The 20,611-nt window shown below is 35.2% G+C and carries 18 protein-coding genes; 14 read left to right on the top strand and 4 right to left on the bottom strand.

What is annotated here, in order from left to right:
- Position 1: 1 nt before the first annotated feature.
- The 7 genes from VB796_RS17140 (at position 2) to VB796_RS17110 (ending at position 9,911) form a co-directional block, all read left to right on the top strand.
- A complete protein-coding gene (locus VB796_RS17140) occupies positions 2-1,330 on the top strand; it encodes an oligosaccharide flippase family protein (protein ID WP_323347797.1) in 1,329 nt (442 codons plus the stop codon).
- 7 nt (positions 1,331-1,337) lie between these two features.
- A complete protein-coding gene (locus VB796_RS17135; protein ID WP_323347796.1) occupies positions 1,338-2,798 on the top strand; it encodes an O-antigen ligase family protein in 1,461 nt (486 codons plus the stop codon).
- Between the two features lie 3 nt (positions 2,799-2,801).
- Positions 2,802-3,740: a glycosyltransferase family 2 protein gene (locus VB796_RS17130; protein ID WP_323347795.1), complete on the top strand. Its 939-nt coding sequence runs from the start codon at positions 2,802-2,804 to the stop codon at positions 3,738-3,740.
- Positions 3,741-3,873: 133 nt separating this feature from the next.
- Positions 3,874-4,920 carry a glycosyltransferase gene (locus VB796_RS17125; protein ID WP_323347794.1) on the top strand — a complete coding sequence of 349 codons (1,047 nt, stop codon included), beginning with the start codon at positions 3,874-3,876 and terminating at the stop codon, positions 4,918-4,920.
- Positions 4,921-5,128: 208 nt separating this feature from the next.
- Positions 5,129-6,358: a glycosyltransferase gene (locus tag VB796_RS17120; protein ID WP_323347793.1), complete on the top strand. Its 1,230-nt coding sequence runs from the start codon at positions 5,129-5,131 to the stop codon at positions 6,356-6,358.
- Between the two features lie 168 nt (positions 6,359-6,526).
- Positions 6,527-7,066 carry a heme NO-binding domain-containing protein gene (locus VB796_RS17115; protein ID WP_323347792.1) on the top strand — a complete coding sequence of 180 codons (540 nt, stop codon included), beginning with the start codon at positions 6,527-6,529 and terminating at the stop codon, positions 7,064-7,066.
- Between the two features lies 1 nt (position 7,067).
- Positions 7,068-9,911 carry a PAS domain S-box protein gene (locus tag VB796_RS17110; RefSeq protein WP_323347791.1) on the top strand — a complete coding sequence of 948 codons (2,844 nt, stop codon included), beginning with the start codon at positions 7,068-7,070 and terminating at the stop codon, positions 9,909-9,911.
- A 54-nt stretch (positions 9,912-9,965) separates the two neighbouring features.
- Here VB796_RS17110 and VB796_RS17105 read toward each other — a convergent pair whose 3' ends face one another.
- Together VB796_RS17105 and VB796_RS17100 are read right to left on the bottom strand one after the other, a co-directional pair.
- Positions 9,966-11,495: a response regulator gene (locus tag VB796_RS17105; RefSeq protein ID WP_323347790.1), complete on the bottom strand. Its 1,530-nt coding sequence runs from the start codon at positions 11,493-11,495 to the stop codon at positions 9,966-9,968.
- Positions 11,496-11,501: 6 nt separating this feature from the next.
- The gene (locus tag VB796_RS17100) at positions 11,502-12,641 is read right to left on the bottom strand and encodes an FIST signal transduction protein (RefSeq protein ID WP_323347789.1); all 1,140 of its coding nucleotides are present in this window, start codon (positions 12,639-12,641) and stop codon (positions 11,502-11,504) included.
- 422 nt (positions 12,642-13,063) lie between these two features.
- Here VB796_RS17100 and VB796_RS17095 point away from each other — a divergent pair, with 422 nt between their 5' ends.
- The 7 genes from VB796_RS17095 (at position 13,064) to arsB (ending at position 19,302) form a co-directional block, all read left to right on the top strand.
- Positions 13,064-13,450, top strand: a complete 387-nt coding sequence (locus tag VB796_RS17095; RefSeq protein WP_323347788.1) for a response regulator transcription factor — start codon at positions 13,064-13,066, stop codon at positions 13,448-13,450.
- An 8-nt stretch (positions 13,451-13,458) separates the two neighbouring features.
- A complete protein-coding gene (locus tag VB796_RS17090) occupies positions 13,459-14,646 on the top strand; it encodes a sugar transferase (protein WP_323347787.1) in 1,188 nt (395 codons plus the stop codon).
- Between the two features lie 24 nt (positions 14,647-14,670).
- The gene (locus tag VB796_RS17085) at positions 14,671-15,867 is read left to right on the top strand and encodes a glycosyltransferase family 2 protein (protein ID WP_323347786.1); all 1,197 of its coding nucleotides are present in this window, start codon (positions 14,671-14,673) and stop codon (positions 15,865-15,867) included.
- A 4-nt stretch (positions 15,868-15,871) separates the two neighbouring features.
- A complete protein-coding gene (locus VB796_RS17080; RefSeq protein WP_323347785.1) occupies positions 15,872-16,726 on the top strand; it encodes a glycosyltransferase family 2 protein in 855 nt (284 codons plus the stop codon).
- Positions 16,727-16,728: 2 nt separating this feature from the next.
- Positions 16,729-17,352, top strand: a complete 624-nt coding sequence (locus tag VB796_RS17075) for an acyltransferase (RefSeq protein ID WP_323347784.1) — start codon at positions 16,729-16,731, stop codon at positions 17,350-17,352.
- Between the two features lie 296 nt (positions 17,353-17,648).
- Positions 17,649-17,984 (top strand): metalloregulator ArsR/SmtB family transcription factor, encoded by a 336-nt coding sequence (locus VB796_RS17070; protein WP_323347783.1) that lies wholly within the window; start codon positions 17,649-17,651, stop codon positions 17,982-17,984.
- A 244-nt stretch (positions 17,985-18,228) separates the two neighbouring features.
- Positions 18,229-19,302, top strand: coding sequence for an ACR3 family arsenite efflux transporter (gene arsB, locus VB796_RS17065; protein WP_323347782.1), 1,074 nt, complete (start codon positions 18,229-18,231; stop codon positions 19,300-19,302).
- 44 nt (positions 19,303-19,346) lie between these two features.
- Here arsB and VB796_RS17060 read toward each other — a convergent pair whose 3' ends face one another.
- On the bottom strand, positions 19,347-20,192 hold the full coding sequence (locus VB796_RS17060) for a prephenate dehydrogenase (RefSeq protein WP_323347781.1): 846 nt from the start codon (positions 20,190-20,192) through the stop codon (positions 19,347-19,349).
- Between the two features lie 75 nt (positions 20,193-20,267).
- Positions 20,268-20,411 (bottom strand): hypothetical protein, encoded by a 144-nt coding sequence (locus VB796_RS17055; RefSeq protein WP_323347780.1) that lies wholly within the window; start codon positions 20,409-20,411, stop codon positions 20,268-20,270.
- Positions 20,412-20,611 lie beyond the last annotated feature (200 nt).

Raw genomic sequence — 20,611 nt, 5'->3', positions numbered from 1 at the left:
TGTGAAAACGAACAAAAGTCAAGCTGCCATTCAAGGATTGGCATTTGCCAGTCAGCTACTCCCAGCCATCATTGGTTTGGGGTCGTTTATGTTGTTGGTAAGAGTGACGAAACCCGAAATTTTGGGAGAATATATTGTTTATACCACAGCCGTTATTTTATTTGAAATGATAAAATCAGGCGGACTACAATCTGCCTTAGTCATGCGGGCTTCAACCGACGACCAACATCAACAAAAAACCATTATTGGCAGTGCTTATTGGCTCGGAGGTTTGATTTCCTTGAGTATTTCGGTGATACTAATCATTCTTTTTTTCTCTGGAATTTTCTCCCAAAATGCTGGTATTCAGATATTTTGTGGTTGGTATGCCGTTTTGGGACTGGTTACGCTACCGCTTCACATTGCCGAAGCCGAAGCCGTTGCCAAACAGGATTTGAAATTCCTTTTATTGCTCCGAATCACGCAAAGTACCAATGCTTTAATTATTGCTTTTTATGCTTTTTTAAAAGAAGGCAGTTTAGAGGAATTCGCCACCGTTCATTTAGGATTTAATATTTGCTTGTTAGTTTTTGTCTTGATTTTTAAGAAAACAAATCCATTCAATATCAAATTCAAAACGATGACAGAGGTAAAATCTTTGTTCAATTTGATAAAATATACGCTGGCAACTTTAGCAACTACCAACGTTTTGAAAAGTGCTGATACTTTTTTAATTGGAAGTTTGATGGGTTCTGCTTCAGTAGCAAAATATGCCATTCCGTTAAAATTGACAGAGCTTTTTGAAATTCCACTTCGGAGTTTAAGCACTACTGCCTTTCCACAATTGGCGGCAAAACACAATGAAAAAGATTATTCAGCCTTCAAAAAAACATTGGTTCAATACCTGTCATGGTCGTATTTACTTTACATTCCAGGTTTATTATTTGCCTTTATTTTGGCTCCATATTTAGTGTTAATTATTGGTGGGAAACAATATGCCGACACAACGCCCATATTTAGAGTTTTCATTTTATTTGGCTTGTTATTGCCCATCAATCGTATGACGGGAATCTGCTTAGATGCACTTCAATTGCCCAATAAAAATTTTTTAAAAGTCTTCATTATGGCAATTGTCAATATCGTGGCAGATTTATTGGCTCTTTACTTAACACATAATTTGGTTTGGGTTGCCTTTGCATCGGTCATCAATGCCATAATTGGTGCAACTTTGGGTTGGTGGATGCTTGACAAAACGGGCTTGTTAGAAAAACACAATATTTTGATAGAAATAATTGATTATTGTAAGGAATTTATTGGAAAAATGACGAATAAACTCACTCAGAAACAATAAATATTTCATGCAAGAAAATACCTTATATACATCAAACCGAATCGGGCTGAAGAACCGCTGGCTAATCGTTGGCGTATTATTGAGCATTGTTTTGGGTTGGTTAATTGCCAGTATGGGTATCACGATTGCAGGATTATTATTGGTTTTACCATTTGGAATAGCCTTTTTAATATTGCTTTTCCTCAATCCACGTATTGGTTTAATTTCCTTTATTTTTTATTGTTTTTTGATGCCAACTATCGGAAAACACATCGTAGGCCCTCAATTTGGACTTTTGGTAGATGGTTTATTGGTTTTGACATGGTTGGCGGTTTTCTTTTATCAAGGGACAAAATTTAGACTCAGACACCTTGATATTGACTTAGTTTGGTTAGCACTGATTTGGTTTGGCATTACGGTTTTAGAAATCGGCAATCCAACTCGCCCCAATATTCAAGGCTGGTTTCAAGAAATGCGTTCATCAGCACTTTATTGGCTTTTGACAGTACCCTTAGTCATTCTTATTTTCAAGAGAAAAACAGATATTGGCTTATTTCTACACATCATCATTATTATGTCGGTACTTGGGGCGTTTTATGGAATGAAACAATTATATCTTGGGGTAGATTCGGCTGAACATCGTTGGTTGGAAGAAGGAGCGAAGAAAACACATATTCTTTTCGGAAAATTAAGGGTGTTTTCTTATTATTCTGAAGCCGCCCAATTTGGAGCTTCTCAAGCACATTTAGCGGTGATGTGTATCGCTTTGACTGTTGGTCCTTATTCTTTTGGGAAAAAAATATTATATGGATTTGCAGGATTATTAATTTTCTATGGAATGTTGATTTCTGGTACCAGAGGAGCAATGGGAGCTTTGGTAGGTGGTGGGTTTATCTTCTTGATTTTGATGAAACAAACTCGGATTTTAATTGCAGGAATGGTGATTGGCTTGGGTTTTATAGGAATGTTAAAATTTACATCAATTGGTTCTGGAAATGACCAAATTAGAAGATTACGAAGTTCTCTCGACCCCAATGACCCCTCACTCCAAGCCCGATTGATTAACCAGAGAATTTTGAAAGATATTATGGCAAGTAAGCCCATTGGAATGGGCGTAGGAACAATTGGACAATGGGGGCGAACTTACAATAAACACATCGCTACTGCCAATATTCCACCCGACAGCCTATATGTGAAAATGTGGGCAATGTATGGTGTCATTGGCTTTATTATTTGGTTTGGAATGATGTTTTATATCGTTGGAAAATCAGCAGGAATCATCTGGGAGACTCGTGACCCTGTGCTGAGAAATCAACTCATTTCGCTTTGTGCAGGGTCATTCGGTAGTTTGGTTTGTAGTTATGGCAATGAAGTAATGAACGCCCTACCTTCTTCTGCCATTGTGTATATCAGTTGGGCATTTGTGTTTATTAGCCCAAAATGGGATAGTAAAGCGTTATCTGCGTGCCAAAAACAAAAACGTAATTAAAAAATGTCAAGTCCCTTAGTTTCCATCATAACCGTCAATTATGACACGCCCGAAGTAACCGCTGAAATGTTGAGGTCGCTTGCGTTGGTAGAATATCCTACTTGGGAAATTATCGTGGTTGATAACGCTTCGCCCAAAAACACTTCTGTTTATTTGAAGCAAGAATTTCCATTTATCAAACATATTAGTTGTCCCGAAAATTTGGGTTTTGCGGGTGGAAATAACGTAGGGCTACATTTTGCCAAAGGAGAATATTTATTTTTTGTCAATAACGACACCGAATTAACGTCAAACTTAATCCATGAATTAGTCAATTATTTACAGAAAAACCCAAAATGTGGTGTTGTTTGTCCAAAAATAAAATACCATTTTATGCCTGATACCATTCAATATGCAGGGGCAATTGGCTTGCATCCACTCACCAGTAGGAGTTTTGATATTGGATATTTACAGAAAGATGACGGCAAGTTTGATGATTCCAGAATCACCGATTTGCCCAACGGTGCCGCCATGATGATTCCTGCTTCTGCCTTAAAAAAAGTAGGGCAAATGAGTGAAATTTTCTTTTTGTATTATGAAGAATTAGATTGGGCAGCAAGGTTTAAAAAACATGGATATGAGGTTCATTATGACGGTAAGGCGACAATTTATCACAAAGAATCTGTTTCGACAGGAAAAAATTCAGCCTTCAAAACCTACTATTTATACCGAAATAGGTTTTTGTATATTCGACGAAATTATGTGGGCTTTAAGTGGTTGATTGCCAGTTCATTTTTTGTTTTCATTTCTTCGCCAGTACATATTTTAAAACATTTTTTGAAGAAAGAAAATGCTCATGCAAAAGCCATTTGGAGTGCATTTGTCTGGAATATTTCTAATACCGCCATACAAGAACCCCAAAATCATTCATCCTATTTATTGAGTAAGTTAAAAATTGATTAAAATGATAAAATTGACACTCCATTTTATAGAATATTTCATCTTGATTTATCTTACAATTCAAGTGACTTATTTGCTTTTTTTTTCGATTTTGGGAAAAATTTCGAAGAAAAAAAGCTTTCTCCAAGCGTCCAAATTGCGAAAAATACGCATTTTTGTTCCAGGATATAAAGAAGATTCAGTCATTATTTCAACGGCAAAAAATATTCTCGAACAAGATTATCCAAAGGAATTATTTGAAGTAGTTATCATTGCCGATTCTTTCAGTGAAGCAACTTTAAAAACCTTAAATTCTTTGCCGATTCGAGTAGTAGAAGTTCATTTTGAGAAAAGTACCAAAGGAAAAGCACTACAAAAAGCCATTGAAGCAACACAAAATAAATCGGTTGATATTTTACTGATTTTGGATGCTGATAACCATATTGGAAAAGGATTTTTACACGCTGTCAATAATGCTTTTGAGGCAGGTTTTCAAGCGGTACAAGGACATCGAACCGCCAAAAATACCCAAACGCCATTTGCCTTGTTGGATGCTTGCACAGAGGAAATCAATAACCATATTTTCAGAAGAGGACACGTCGCTGCGGGTTTGCCTTCTGCCCTCATTGGTAGTGGAATGGCTTTTGATTGGCAATTGTTCATTGAGCTTTTAACCGACATCGGCGAAACCTCTGGCGAAGATAAAGAATTAGAATTCAGACTGATGCGACTTAGAAAAGACGTTGCTTTTTTGGATGGAGAATATGTTTATGATGAAAAAGTAGCCAAAACCGATGTTTTTAGTCAGCAACGAAGTAGATGGCTGGCAACCCAAGTTGAGTTTTTTGAGAAGTATTTTATTGAAGGTTGGATTCAGTTATTCAGAGGCAATATTTCTTTTTTCAATAAAGTATTCCAAACCTACTTATTTCCAAGAGTTTTATTAGTAGCAGTTTTGGGATTATGGATTATATTTTGCTTCTTTTTTGCAGGTAATTTATTGATTTTCAGCATTTTTCTGTTTATTGCATTGGCAGTATCTTTGCTTATGGGGATTCCTACAAAATGGTATAATAAAGATTTGGTAAATGCTTTTTTGCAAATTCCTAGTGCCATAATTTCTATTTTGAAATCTGCTTTAAATATCGGAAAAGCCAGAAAACAATTTATTCATACACCACATGGAGAAGATTCAGAAAAGTAATACCGACTTTTCTGGAAGTGACCATTGGTTTTTTTTCAGACTAAAGTCTGGGTTACAATAATCTAAAAATATGCCTTGGAATTTTATTTTGCCACCCGTTTTAATAGCACTAATTATTGGATTTAGGGCAGGGAGAAAATTGAAAAAGAAAAAACCAATTTCTCGTAAAGATTTATACTTGTAGAAATAATATTACGCTTTCAAAACCATGATAAACCAAGAAGACTTCCATAAATTACCAATTTTCATCATTTCGATGTCTCGATGGGATGGAGATGTGTCGTCGGCTTCTTTGGCATTGGCAAAAGTTTTGAGTCGGAATAACCAAGTATTTTATATTGATTATCCTTATTCTTGGGCTGATGTTTGGCGTGAAAGAAACAAACCTTCCGTCAAAAAACGCATGAATGCACTACTTTGGGGCAAAGATTATTTAGTAAATATCCCAGAGCAATCAGAAAATTTTGTGGCGGTCACTCCCAAACCCGCCTTACCGATTTACTCCTTACCAGCAGGCAAATTATATGATTTTGCGAGCGATTATAACGACCGTCAGTTGAGTAATGTCATCAAAAGAATTTGTCGGGAAAAAGGCTTTAAAAATTATATATTTATCAATTCTTTTAACCCAAATTATTTAGCAAAAATTGACAAATATTTGTCGCCAACATTGAGTATCTATCATAGTCGAGATGCCATCGAGGAAGTAAAAGGACATGGCTTGGTGAAAGAAAATATTTGTGTTCGCCATTATGATATGGCAATGGCAACCTCCAAACAATTATGCAGAAATATCTCAGCGAGAAATAATAAAACCGTCAATTATTTTCCAAATGGAGGCGATGTACATTTATTCAAAAAAGCTTTTTTAGAAACTTTACCCAAACCAAAAGAATTAGAAAATATCAAAACACCCATCATTGGATACACTGGGGCGGTTTGTCAGCGAATAGATTATGATTTGATGGTAAAAATTGCGGAACAAAATCCTGACAAAACACTCGTGATTGTTGGTCCAAGAAAAGATAAAGAGTTTACAAAAATCAGACTTGATGACTATAAAAACATCGTTTTTGTGAGTTCAAAGCGGATTGAGGAATTGCCTGCCTATCTTCAATATTTTGATTGTACCATCATTCCTTTTGCCAAAACCAATTTAACGGGTGGTATTTATCCTCTAAAAATCAATGAATATTTAGCCGCTGGAAAAGCAGTTGTTACCACCAATTTTTCAGAAGATATTGCCAGTTTTGAAAACAGTATTTATTTAGCTAATAATCACGAAGCATTTTTAAAAATGATTCCAGAAGCAATTAATGATAATTCATTAGAGAAAAAACATGAACGATTTGAGGCAGCAAAGGGAAATGCTTGGGAAAATAGAATAACATTACTTTGGGATTTGGCATGGAAAGCATATAAAAGCATAATAAATTAACCACAAAGACTCAATTACACTAAGAAATAGGGTGTTTTTAATTGGAAATGAATATTTTAGAGGAAATCATGCTCTATCACCCATTTTTCACAAAACCATTTTGACTTAGTGTCTTGGTGACATAGAATAATGAAGTAAAACACAATATAATTTACCGTCAAAATTATTATGAAAGGCATCGTATTTACAGAATTTCTTGAGATGGTCGAAGAAAAATTTGGCTATAAAATGGTCGATAATTTACTTTCAACCACTGAATTACCGTCGGATGGCATTTATACTTCCGTTGGCACATACCAACATACCGAAATGGTCAGTTTGGTAATAAACTTGGGCAACCAAACCAATATTCCAATCAACGAATTACTCAAAATTTTTGGTGGATATTTATTCAAAACTTTCACCAAAACATATAGTCATTTCATGGCAAAAGCCCCTGATGCTTTTACCTTTTTGGCATCAATTCACAATTATATTCATGTTGAGGTTCAGAAACTGTATCCAGATGCAGAACTACCACATTTTGATATTGAAAGACCCGACGAAAATACTTTAATTATGACGTATACTTCAGCTCGAAAAATGGCTGATTTAGCTTTCGGTTTAATTGAAGGATGTATTGAATATTATCAAGAAAATGTCGAAATTTCACAAATTCCATTAAATGAAGACGGAAGCAGTACAAAGTTTGTAATTATCAAAAAATAGTATGGAGGAGCTTGAATTACTCAAACGTCGTATAGAAAGGGAGCAAAAAGCCCGCAAACAAGCCGAGAATATCTTGGAAGAAAAAGCATTGGCTTTACATACCACCAACGAACAGTTAAAAGACCTCAACGAAAATCTTGCCAAACAGGTACAAGCAGGAATTGCAGAATTACAAAAGACTGAAAAAAACTATCAAGAATTAATAGAATCGGTTCAGGATATTATCTATAAAATATCTCCCGAAGGCTATTTTACCTTTGTCAATAGTGTCGTTAAAAATCGGTTAGGATATACCGAAAAGGAAATCATCGGTCAGCATTTTTCCAAACTTATCGTACCAAATTTTGTAGAATCATTGTTAGAAAGTTATCGAACAATGATTAAAAGAAGAATTGAAAGCACTTATACCGAATTTCCAGTAATTGCCAAAAATGGACAAATTATCTGGATTGGGCAGACAGTTCGCCTGATTCAAAGTGAAAATACGGTTACAGAATTGGTAGCAGTAGCCAGAGATATTTCAGACAGAAAAGCCACAGAAGATTCATTAAGAGCAACACAAACTCGATTATCAACCCTCATTACCAATCTCCAAAAAGGTGTTTTAGTGGAAGATGAAAACCGTAAAATTGTCTTAGTGAATCAACAGTTTTGTGATACGTTTGGTATTGAAACAAAACCAGAATTACTGATTGGCATGGATTATTCAAATGCTGCCGAGCAGTCTAAACACCTTTTTAAACATCCTAATATTTTTATTGCGAAAATCAATAAAATTTTAGAAAAAAAACGGCTAATTGTTGATGAAAATCTACAGATGGCAGATGGTAGAATTTTACTGAGAACCTACATTCCTATTTTCTTGGAAAAACAATATCGTGGACACCTTTGGGAATATTCCGACATTACCGAACAATACAATGCTCGTGAATTGATACGCAAAAGTGAGGAAAAATATCGGGGAATTATGGATAATATGGAACTTGGACTGCTGGAAGTTGACAATGACCAAATTATCATTAGAGCCTACGATAGTTTTTGCCAGATGATAGGCTATACTCAAGAGGAATTAGTTGGCAAATCTGCCCAAAAATTATTTTTACCTCATGAATTTGAGCAAGTTTTAAGTCAAAATCAAGATGAACGTAAAAAAGGAAGTGCTTCTTCTTATGAATTACAACTCAAAAAGAAAGATGGTAGTCGCCTTTGGGTAATTATTAGCGGAGCTCCTATTTTTGGAGAAGATGGTGAGGTTGTTGGTTCAATGGGTATTCATTATGATATTACCGAACGTAAATTATTAGAACAAGAACTCGAACAGGCAAAATTAATCGCCGAACAGGCACGACAGTCAGAAAAACAGTTTTTAGCCAATATGAGTCATGAAATCAGAACACCTCTGAATGCCATTATTGGTATGACTCACTTGTTATTTGATACTCGTCCGAATAAACAACAATATGAGTATTTGGATATTCTCAAAACATCGGCTGATTTCTTATTAACACTCATCTCTGATTTACTCGATATGGCAAAAATTGAAGCAGGAAAAGTGGAAGTACAAAACCATCCATTCGATTTGGCAGGTTTATTAAGAACCACGCAAAGGTTATTTCAGATTAAAATTGAAAACAAACCGATTGAATTAAACTTAATGATTGATGGGAGAATATCAGGTTATTACATTGGTGACGATTTGATTTTGAACCAAATTTTACTAAATATCATTGGCAATGCCGAAAAATTTACAGAAAAAGGGTCTATTGATATTATCGTAAAACAGAAAAAACAAGATGAAGAATTTGATTGGATAGAGTTCAAAATTGAAGACACAGGAAGCGGTATTCCAGCCGATAAAGTGGATATGATTTTCCAAAAATTCAAACAAATAAATGCTCACGGTCATAAGCACAAAGGCACAGGTTTAGGCTTAGCAATTACCAAGCAATTGGTTGAAATTCAAGGGGGTACCATAAGAGTTGATAGTCAAGAAGGGATTGGCTCAACTTTTACGTTCATGTTGCCGTACCGAAAATCTGAAACCGAAATAATACCCACCACTCATGAAATACAGGTTGCTCCTAAAAATATAAATGGTTCTCGGATTTTGGTTGCCGAAGACAACATCATGAATCAAAAATACATCAGCAGTTTATTAACCAAATGGGAGGTAAACTTTATCATTGCTTCTGATGGAAAAAAAGCGGTAGAACAGGCTCAAAAGCAACTTTTCGACTTAATTTTAATGGATATCCAGATGCCCAACATGGACGGTTATGAGGCATCAATTACCATTAGAAATACAAAATGTCTAAATCAAAAAACGCCAATTGTTGCACTCACAGCTTCTGCCATGTTAGACCAAAAGAGTAAAGCTATGTCGGCAGGAATGAATGATTTTGTAACTAAACCATTCGCTCCGAATAACCTTTTGAGCATTTTACAGAGATACATAGGCAGTAGTCCTGAAAGTAAAAATGATAACTCAAAAATTACCTATACTTTAGACCAACTAAGTTTAGAACAACTTTATGGAGAGGATAAAGAATATGCTGCCGAAATGTTTCAGACATTTTTGAATGATGTTTTGCCTGATATTTATCAATTACAATTACATGCGAGCAATCAAGATTGGGAAGAAATCAGTAAAGAAGCTCATAAATTGAAACCAACTTTAGCCATGGTAGGTTTAACTTCGATGGAGCCAAAAATTATTGAAATTGAAAAAATAGCCAAAGAAAATCCGAATGAAGAACTCAGCGTTTCGGTACAAGGATTTATTGAAGAATTGGAAGGATATTTACCAACATTAAGAGAAACGTTAAACAGGTTCAATAATCCCTGACGAATTTTGTAAACACCGTCAGGGATTATCAACCCAAAATTTCAACATTATCTTTTAGGATTTTACACTAAATTTGGCAATTTTGTTAAATAACTCCTTCGGATTGAATGGCTTAGTTATATAATCATTCATACCAACGGTAAAAGCTCGGTCTTGATTATTAAGGGTTGCCGAAGCCGTCAGAGCAATAATTGGCACATTTATATCTATTTTTCTAATTTCTGAAGTGGCAGTATATCCGTCCATAATTGGCATTTGAATATCCATTAAAACTACATCATATTTGCCCGTTTCAAATTTTTCAAGAGCAATTTTTCCATTTTCAGCGATGTCAATATTTACTTTCCATCGTTCCAAAAACTTAGTAGCAACCTTGATATTTACTGGATAATCTTCAACCAAAAGTACTTTTACTCCTTTCAAAATATCTTCCTCTTGAAACTCCAAATTGATGTCTTTTTTCAGTTTAATAACATCAGAAGCCACTTCAAGTTCAACCGAGAAATAGAATTTTGCTCCTTTTCCTGCCTCACTAAATAGTTTTATTTCGCTCCCGTGCAATTGTAAGAGCTTTTTTGTGATAACTAAACCTAAACCTGTTCCTCCAAATTCACGAGTCGTCTCTGAGTTGGCTTGAGTAAATTTATCAAAAATTAATTGTTGCTTATGTGGCTCAATACCAATACCCGTATCTGTTACCGAAAAACCCAAAATGGCATTATTCCCAGCACGTTTTTGCAAAGTCAATTCTACGGTGATACTCCCATTTTTGGTAAATTTCACCGCATTAGAAACCAAATTTGAGACAATTTGCCCTAACCTCAGCGAGTCGCCAATAATCAGATTTGGCACATCATCATCAATCATTAACTTGATTGAATTTTGTTTTTCTTCTGCTTTTATTTGATTGGCTTTCTTGATATTAGAAATCAACTGTTTCAAGTCAAACGGAGCTTTTTCCAACTCTACTTTTCCTGCTTCAATTTTGCTAAAATCTAAAATATCATTGATTAAGGCATGAAGATTATCTGTTGAAAACTGCAAAATTTTAAGGTTTTCAGCCATATTATCCGAAACTTCCTCTTGCTGCATCAGATATGTCATACCTACAATGGCATTCAGAGGGGTTCTAATTTCGTGACTCATCATCGACAAAAATTCAGATTTTGCCTGTGTGGCATTTTCGGCTAATTCTTTGGCTAAGCGTAATTCAGCCTCCATTTTTTTCCGATTATCAATCTGAACTTGTAGGTAATCTACCAAAACCAAGAGATTATTGGAGTCAATAATTTTGTTAGCTTCAAGACCTTCTTTTTCTTCCAAAGAGTAAATGGCATCAATCAATTTATCTACCGAAAGTCGTCTTTGTTTTATTTCCTTTTTCAGTTTTTCATTAATTTCAGCATATTCTTTTTCATTCAATAGCGATGAATGTTCAAACAACTCCTTATCCCTCTCAAAATTAAAATATGACTCATTAATAGCTTTTATAAAATTTTGAAGATGCTCATTTTTCAAACTGTCTGCGGGGAGATGTTTTGATATTTGCTTATTCAGTAAACGGTGAAAGTTTGAAGTATCCATATAAAATTAAAGTTCAGAAAAAGTGGTTATTGTCATTGTTTGATTATGCAATTCACATCGAGCATTGGGATTGTGTGGCGACATTTCTCCGTAAGAATAAAAACCAGTGATAACCGTTTTATCACCAAAAATTTCTCTTACTGCTTCTACTTCTTCTTCGGTACGTTGTCCCATTACTAATTTTCTACCAACACAACTTACTAAAATAGCTAATTCAGGTGCGTTATTAAAATCCAAAATAGCGTTTTGGGCAGCTTCAGCCGACGCATCAATAACTCTATCTAAATTTGCCTTCATAAATCTTACCAAAGCACCTTTGGGCATATCGCCTGCAAAAGTCATACTCTTTTTGTCTTCGTCAATAGATAGAATTGTTCTTACTACGGGTTCATCATCTTCTGTTGCCCGCATCGACAGTGGAAAAAGTAAGGCTGCTCCTGGTAATTCATCGGCATATTTTCCTAAATATTCTTTATAAATATCAAGTGCTGCTTTATCCCCAATTCTATACAAAACATTATACTCTGATTCGGTAACTTCTCTTTCAGGACCGAATCCTTCCCAACCTCCCATAGTTCCATGACCGATTTTTAGGCTATCTCCATAAAAACCAATCCCAACAATATTTCCAGAAGTAGGATTTTGGTTAAGCCCCACTAAGGTTTTTTCAAAGCGAGCATCATCTCCTGCTAATCCGCCCGACATTGGTATTTTATTATTAGTTTTTTTATTCAAGGCAGCAATTAGTTCGCTACCATTCACATTGGCACCGTCTGAAATAATAAATATTGCTGCCAAATCATCTGTAATAAGATTTTGAGCTAATTTTTCGCCCACTTCTGAACTTTGTAAATGATTTTGAATAGATACTTGTGTTGTTTTGATGACCACTTTTTCAAACTCAATGGCGGTAACAGTAATCGTATCGCTATAAACTTTATCCTGATAGATTTCACCAGCAGTCGAATTTATCACAATTTCGGCATTGGGATACAAGGCTCTCAAATGGTCAAAGGGCTGAACTTTTTCTAAACACTTACGTTCGCCAAATGCCAGAACTAACTGAACATTTGCCGTATTAATGTCTCCTTGTTGCGAGGCGTTCAACCAATTGTTTTCCTCAAATGCTATTTGCTGTATTTTCATATTTTTTGAAGTTCTGTACTGATTTCTCCTTAAAATTGGCAATAAATTATTTAACAATACGATTTTTAGAAAATTTAAGATTACTCAAGCCTAAATGCCTGATTATTAACCACAATATGTAAGCCAATTTTATCTAAGCAAAATCATTTAACCCTAAAATTTATAATAAAACGTCTTGAAAATCGTATTTCATCATAAAATCGACATTTCCAAGCAAATTATTAAAAAAAATATTTTTTGGAACAATTTTTGCTATATTTTTTGCCAAATATCCTTGCTTCTGGAAAGCTTCATGAGTTCCTCAGAATCTGTCAGAATGATTCCTTTAAAATTCTGATTTGCCCATAAGATTTCAAATTTCTAACGTTAAGAAAATACATTTTTTAAACCTAAATGGAATGAAATAATCATCGCCCAATAGCATGGAACAAAAAATAAAATTATTAATTATTGACGACGAATCGAGTACCCGCAAAGTTTTAGAACACTTCTTAAATAAAGAATTTGAAGTGACCCTCAAAAACGACGGAATGGAAGGCATGAACTGGCTGGAATCAGGATATGACCCAGATTTTATCATTGCAGACCTCAATATGCCCAACCTAAACGGCAAGGAATTTATCAAAGTAATCAGAGCAAGTAATCTTTATAGCGATGTTCCAATTATTATTTTGTCTGGAACAGACGAAAGTAAAGAACGGATTGAATGCCTCAATTTAGGAGCTGACGATTTTATGCTCAAGCCATTCAATCCAATGGAAGTTCATGCCAAAATCAAGGCAATTTTACGCAGAGTTAAACCTCAATAAACTAAATTATGAACACTATCAAACAAGATGAATCTCAACAAGATTCCTTCACGATAAAAGTCATTTTAGTTGAAAATGACCATTTGACAACGGTAAATTTCCTAAAAAAATTTGGTGATAAACTTAGTGTAAAAGTGCTTGAAAGTGCCGAAGAATGTTTAGAATTTATCAAAAATAAATATCCGCCTGATGCTATCATTATTGGTAGAAATATGGGTGGACTGAAATTTTTGGAAACTGTAAGAACAGAAAGATGGACACGCACTTTGCCTGTCATTATCACGAGCGAACAAATTTCACAAGGACTCCTTAAAGAGGTTCTCGAAAAGAAAGGTGACGATTTGTTTCCGAAAGACTTCAGTAAAGGTGACTTAGTGACTCGTTTAGAATATTTTATCAAACGCCGTCATTATCAGGCTAATCAGCAAGCAAAATCTAATATTTTAGCGGTAAAAATTCCCTTTTGGAAACGTGCCATTGATGTTTTTTCAACGGGTATGGCTTTGCTTTTACTTTCTCCTATTTTGGCAGTAGTTGCTATTTTGATAAAATTAGATTCTAAAGGACCGATTGTCTATAAATCTCGGAGAGTTGGGGCGGGTTATAAAGTTTTTGAAATCTATAAATTCAGAACAATGCGTACAGATGCCGACCAAATGATTAAAAACATGGGGTCGTTGAATATGTACACTAAAGAAACCAACGAGAAAAAAATTGAAGGATTATGTGAGGATTGTTCCTTAAAAAATGCCTGTCAACAACAGTTATTTTTGGACGGACAAGTGGTTTGTGAAAAAACATATTTAGCAGAGAAAAAAGAAAAGGTTGCCTTCATGAAATTTCAGAATGACCCAAGAATTACCAAATTTGGCGGTTTTTTAAGAAATAGTAGCATTGATGAACTTCCTCAACTTTTTAATATTTTCATGGGCGATATGTCATTAATTGGAAATCGTCCGTTGCCACTTTATGAAGCCGAAAAACTCACAACGGATAAATATATTGAACGTTTTGCTGGGCCTGGAGGATTAACTGGACTTTGGCAAGTGACCAAAAGAGGCAAAGGGAAAAAGGAAATGACCGAAGAAGAACGCATTGAATTAGATATTGAATACGCCCGAAATTTCTCTTTCAAATACGATATGAAAATATTTTTCATGACATTTCCTGCACTTCTACAATCTGAGAATGTGTGATTTTTAACTGCAAACTTTAAAATAATGACACTTATTCTGGAAATATTTTTTTGGTTCTGTATTGGTTTGGTCGTCTATACCTATATCGGTTACGGAATAGTTGCGTGGGTTTTAGTCAAAATCAGGAAGGTTTTGGGCAAACAATTTAAACAATACAATGACCCAAGTTTTCTTCCAAGAGTTACGTTGGCAATTCCTGCGTACAACGAAATATCGTGTATCGAAGCCAAACTAAAAAACAGTTATAGTTTAGATTATCCAGCCGACAAATTTGAGGTTTTGTTCGTTACAGAAGGCTCAAACGATGGTACTACCGAATACATTTTATCAAACCTCAGCACCTATCCGACCATGAAATTGATTGGCGGTGCTACTCGTAGAGGCAAAATTGAGGCAATGAATATGGCAGTAAAAACCATTGAATCGTCTATCGTGATTTTTACAGATGCCAATACAAATTTGAATAATCAGGTAATCAAAAACATTGTCAGGCATTTTCAAGACCCTGTGGTTGGGGCAGTTGCAGGCGAAAAACGGATAGAAACTGAAGGTTCAGAAGCTGCCGCAGGTGCAGGCGAAGGACTTTATTGGAAATATGAATCATTTTTGAAGAAATTAGATACTGAACTATATTCGGTAGTTGGGGCGGCTGGTGAGCTTTTTGCGGTGCGAACAAAATTGTTTGGAGAAGTTGAGAAAGACACTCTTTTAGATGATTTCATGGTTTCGCTCAGAATTGCTGCCGACGGGTACAGGGTTATTTATGAACCCAATGCCTTTGCAAGTGAACGTCCTTCGTTTTCGATTCAAGAAGAAATGAAACGAAAAATCAGAATTGCCTCTGGCGGATTTCAATCCATTGCTCGTTTGGGTTTTCTTTGGAATATTTTTAAATACGGCTTGCTTTCGTTTCAATACGTTTCGCACCGAGCGATGCGTTGGGCGGTTGCACCCTTTTGTTTGCCACTTATTTTTCTTCTTAACGTTGCCTTAATATTTATTGAATCTGCCCTCATCTATCAACTTTTGATGTTTGCACAAATCACTTTTTATATACTCGCAATTATTGGATATTATCTTGAAAATAAGAAGATTAGAATAAAACTTCTCTTTGTCCCCTTTTATTTTTCTTTCATGAATTATTGTGCCATCAAAGGATATTTAAGGTATAAAAATGGTTTAACTTCTGGTATTTGGGAAAAAGCAAAACGAGCAACATAAAATTATGATACATATTTCTATTCCAAAATGGGTTAAGACAATTCTTCAGAAACCTCTCAGTTTCAAACAAATGGAAGGAGCTGATGTTGTGGAATTGAAGAAAAAATTGACTCGATTTTCAGCAAACAACCCCATTGTGAGTGTTGTTATTCCTGCTTGGAACGAAGAAGAAGGCATTTTGCATACTTTGATTTCTTTGTCCGAAACCAATACAACCTACGCTGTTGAGTTGTTGGTCATCGACAATAATTCGACAGATGGAACGGCTTACTTGCTCAATTCGTTGGGGGTAAAAAATGTACTGGAAACCAAACAAGGGGTTGGTCATGCCCGTACACGTGGACTACACGAAGCCAAAGGAAAATATATTTTAACAGGTGATAGCGATACCCTATATCCTGCTGGTTGGATTACGGCAATGGTTGAAGGCATGATAAAAGATGAGCAAGTTTACTGTGTTCACGGCAGTTATTCATTTTTACCAAGCGATAGTACACCTCGTTGGCAATATGCGTTTTATGAGTTTTTGAGCGGTTTTATTATCCAAAAAAAAGAAAAAACACAACCATTTCTCAATACATTGGGATTCAATTCTGGATTTATTCGCCAAAAAGGAATTGACATAAATGGCTATGATATTGAAACTCAAAGAACTTTTAGAGGAGCAGCAGGAGTAGTAGAACAAAATGCAACGGAAGATGGAATGATGGCATTGAGATTGCAACAGGCTGGTGGAAAAATTAAAGCAATTTATGGTTTTGATGCACGAGTTTGGACAAGCGACCGCCGTATCCAATTGGACGGTGGACTTAAAAGTGCCTTGACAATGAGAATTAAAAAATATCTTTTCAAAAGCTAAAAATGTCAATAATCTCAACTATAAAATCAAATCCCAAACTCAAGAAGTTGGTACATTGGTGCTTAATTCCCAAACATCAGGCTCGTCCAAGATTGTGGGTTCAATGGTTTGTTAATCCATTTTTTCACAAAAAAGGAAAAGGCACAAGCATTTGCCGACGTACTCGTATGGATGTTTTACCATTTCAACCTTTTAATATTGGGGATTTTAGCACGGTTGAAGACTTTGCAACCATCAATAATGGCGTTGGTGCGGTCAATATTGGCAATAATTCAAGAATTGGCATTGGCAATGTAATTATTGGGCCTGTAACAATTGGAAACAACGTTATTCTCGCCCAAAATATCGTTATGAGTGGGTTAAACCATATTTATACGGATGTTGAAAAACCTATTTATTTACAAGGGGAAACGGTTTCTACCATTACCGTTGAAGATGACTGTTGGATTGGGGCAAATGCCGTTATTACGGCAGGCATAACCATTGGAAAACACAGTGTAGTTGCTGGCGGAGCTGTTGTTACAAAAGACATTCCACCTTATTGTGTTGCCGTTGGTAATCCTGCAAGGGTAATAAAAAAGTATAATGTTGACACAAAAGCTTGGGAAACAATAAAAGCATCATGAAGGACGGATTAATAGCGAGTTCCAACTTGCCCCAACAACTAAAATCTAACCCCTACATATCAAGCAACTTGTGTACACTTTCAATTTAACACACTGACAATAATCACCTTGTCAGCTTTTCACTTACAAATTCTTACTTTTCTGACCATTCAGATTTTATCCTCATTGCCCATTAAATTTTAAATATTGGAGTTGATTAAACGTTGTTCTTAAAAATTAAGCACATTGTAAAATTTAGTAAGTTCATGTTTTTAGGATTTATTATCGTAATATTGCAATATTATAATATATCAATCATGGGACTCACAAAAACAGAAAACTTTTCTGCTCATCAAAACGAAATCGCCAATCTTTTGAAAGCACTTGCTCATCCAGCCAGAGTGGCTATTATTGACTATTTGCTTTCAGTTGATGAATGTATTTGTTCGGATATTGTGCATAAACTTCCGTTGGCACAACCGACAGTTTCTCAACATTTAAGGGAATTAAAAAATGCTGGTATTATCAGAGGAAGTATTGAAGGCAAATCTATTTGTTATTGTATTGATGAAAAAAACATCGAAAAACTCAGATTATATTTAGATGGAATCATATCATCAAACACTACAAACGCCAAAAGTTGCCTTGTATAAATTTCATTAAGGGAAATTCTAAAAATAAGAGTGCCGTTTAAATTTGCAATTTCCCTCAGTAAAAATCTAAGAAGCGGTTTAAGTTAATTTTTATCGCACGACAAAATTGACCACAGAAAGTTTAAACAGGTTCACTGATAAAAGACATACTTCCATCACTAAATGAGGATTTTTGTAGTAAAGTATTGACCCAAAAATACCTTTTTCCATTCCATAATTTTAACTAAAACAGCTTTCAATATTTATGAGTGCAATGAATTGTAACCCTACCCAACGAAAAAAATTAAGTTTTTTAGACCAATATCTAACCTTATGGATATTTTTAGCGATGTTTATCGGCGTAGGAATTGGCTATTTTCTACCTGATTCATCTGGATTTATCAATTCATTTTCGAGTGGTACAACCAATATTCCATTAGCAATCGGCTTAATACTGATGATGTATCCGCCTTTGGCAAAAGTTCGTTTTGAGAACATGGGTGAAGTCTTCAAAAATACCAAAATATTGGGTGTTTCACTTTTATTAAATTGGATAATTGGTCCAATATTAATGTTTTTTTTAGCCATATTATTCTTTCGTAATCAGCCTGAATATATGGTTGGACTCATTTTAATAGGAATTGCTCGTTGTATTGCTATGGTTATTGTTTGGAATGAATTAGCGGAAGGGAATCGTGAATATGCAGCAGGTTTGGTCGCTTTAAATAGCGTTTTCCAAATTCTATTATATAGCCTTTATGCCTATCTTTTCATTACGGTTTTACCTCCATATTTTGGTGTAAAAAGTATGGAAGTAAACATCACGATTGGGCAAATTGCGGAGAGTGTTTTAATTTATTTAGGAATACCGTTTTTTGCGGGTATCATAAGCCGATATTTTCTAATTAAGTGGAAAGGATTGACATGGTTTAATGAAAAATATGTTCCATTTATCTCGCCCATTACCTTAATATCTTTACTTTTTACCATTGTTTTGATGTTTAGTTTAAAAGGAAAACTAATCGTTCAGATTCCGTTTGATGTCCTCAAAATTGCCATTCCTTTAGTTATTTATTTTATCATTATGTTTTTGGTGAGTTTCTTAATCGGGAAAAAAATGGGAGCAGATTATGCCCAAAACACAGCAATATCCTTTACTGCAACAGGCAATAATTTTGAGTTAGCCATTGCCGTTGCCATTGGTATATTTGGTATCAATAGCGGACAGGCATTTGCAGGAGTAATTGGTCCTTTGGTGGAAGTTCCTGCTTTGATTTTGTTGGTGAGAGCTGCTTTTTGGTTTAAGAAAAAATGGTACTCAGAGCAAAGACAGGACTAAAATCAAGGCAAATCATTTTCCTTTTGAAGGATATTCGTCCTATTTTAATCAAGAACATACTTGATTTGATTGGCTTGCCAAAGCATCTTTTTTAAGACTTCATAGTCACCCGTAAGCATTAAATTTCTGTATTCTTGGAGAGTGTTAATGTACTCGTCCATAACATCAATAATATTTTGTTGATTTTGTCTAAAAATGGGAATCCATGTTTCAGGGTTAGACTTTGCCAAACGTACCGTAGATTCAAACCCAGAACTGGCTAAATTAAAAATATTGTTTTCATTTTCTTCTTTTGCCAACACGGTGGATGCCAAAGCGAATGAACAAATATGTGAAATATGAGAGATATACGCCGTGTGAATGTCATGCGAGGAAGATTCTAAATACATAACCTTCATTTTAAGCCCATTGGTGTACATATTTTCAATTATTTCCACCAATGCAGGCTTGGAATCCTCAACATCACAGAGTACACAATTTTTGAAATCGAAAAGATTAGGAATGGCGGCTTTAGGCCCTGAAAACTCAGTTCCTGCCATAGGATGAGTAGCGATAAAGTTCTGTCTTTTGGGGTGATTCCTAATTTTATCAATGATTATTTTTTTGGTAGAACCAACATCAATGACTACTTGGTTTTCGGAAATCATATTCAAAACATGAGGCAACATCGTTGAAAGCATATCCACAGGAATTGCCAAAATGATAATATCTGCCTGTGTAACGGCATCGGACAAGCGTAGGATTTTATCTACAATTTTAAGGTCGAGAGCTGTTAAAATATGGTCAACGTTACTGTCAACACCGATGACTAAATCGGCAAATTTATTTTCTTTCAAGCTCAGAGCAATTGAACCCCCTATCAGTCCGAGTCCAAGTATTGTTACCGTCATGATTCTTGCATTTAGATTGATTTGTTGTAAAAATTGCCTACTCTCTTACTGGTTTTCGGCACCCCCAGATAATTTCTACAAAAGGTCAACTTTGATGTCGCCGTTATCATCTACACAGCAACTTTCTGCTACGTCTGTTGCCATTTGGATTGTTTCCAATCTCTCTTCTGCTTCAATTGTAAAAAGACCTTCTGCTAATTGTAATTCTTGATTTTTCATCGGTTGGTTTGATTTAGGTTGTTTGCCTACTCTTTTATTGGTTTTCGGCTACCCCAATCGTTTTTACTAAAGGTCAACTTTAATATCTCCGTTATCATCTACACAGCAGCTTTCTGCTACGTCTGTTGCCATTTGGATTGTTTCCAATCTCTCTTCTGCTTCAATTGTAAAAAGACCTTCTGTTAATTGTAATTCTTGAT

It is taken from the genome of Arcicella sp. LKC2W, assembly GCF_034931005.1.
In the GTDB taxonomy this organism is placed as follows: Bacteria; Bacteroidota; Bacteroidia; order Cytophagales; family Spirosomataceae; genus Arcicella.
This window is presented reverse-complemented; position numbering and strand designations above follow the sequence as displayed.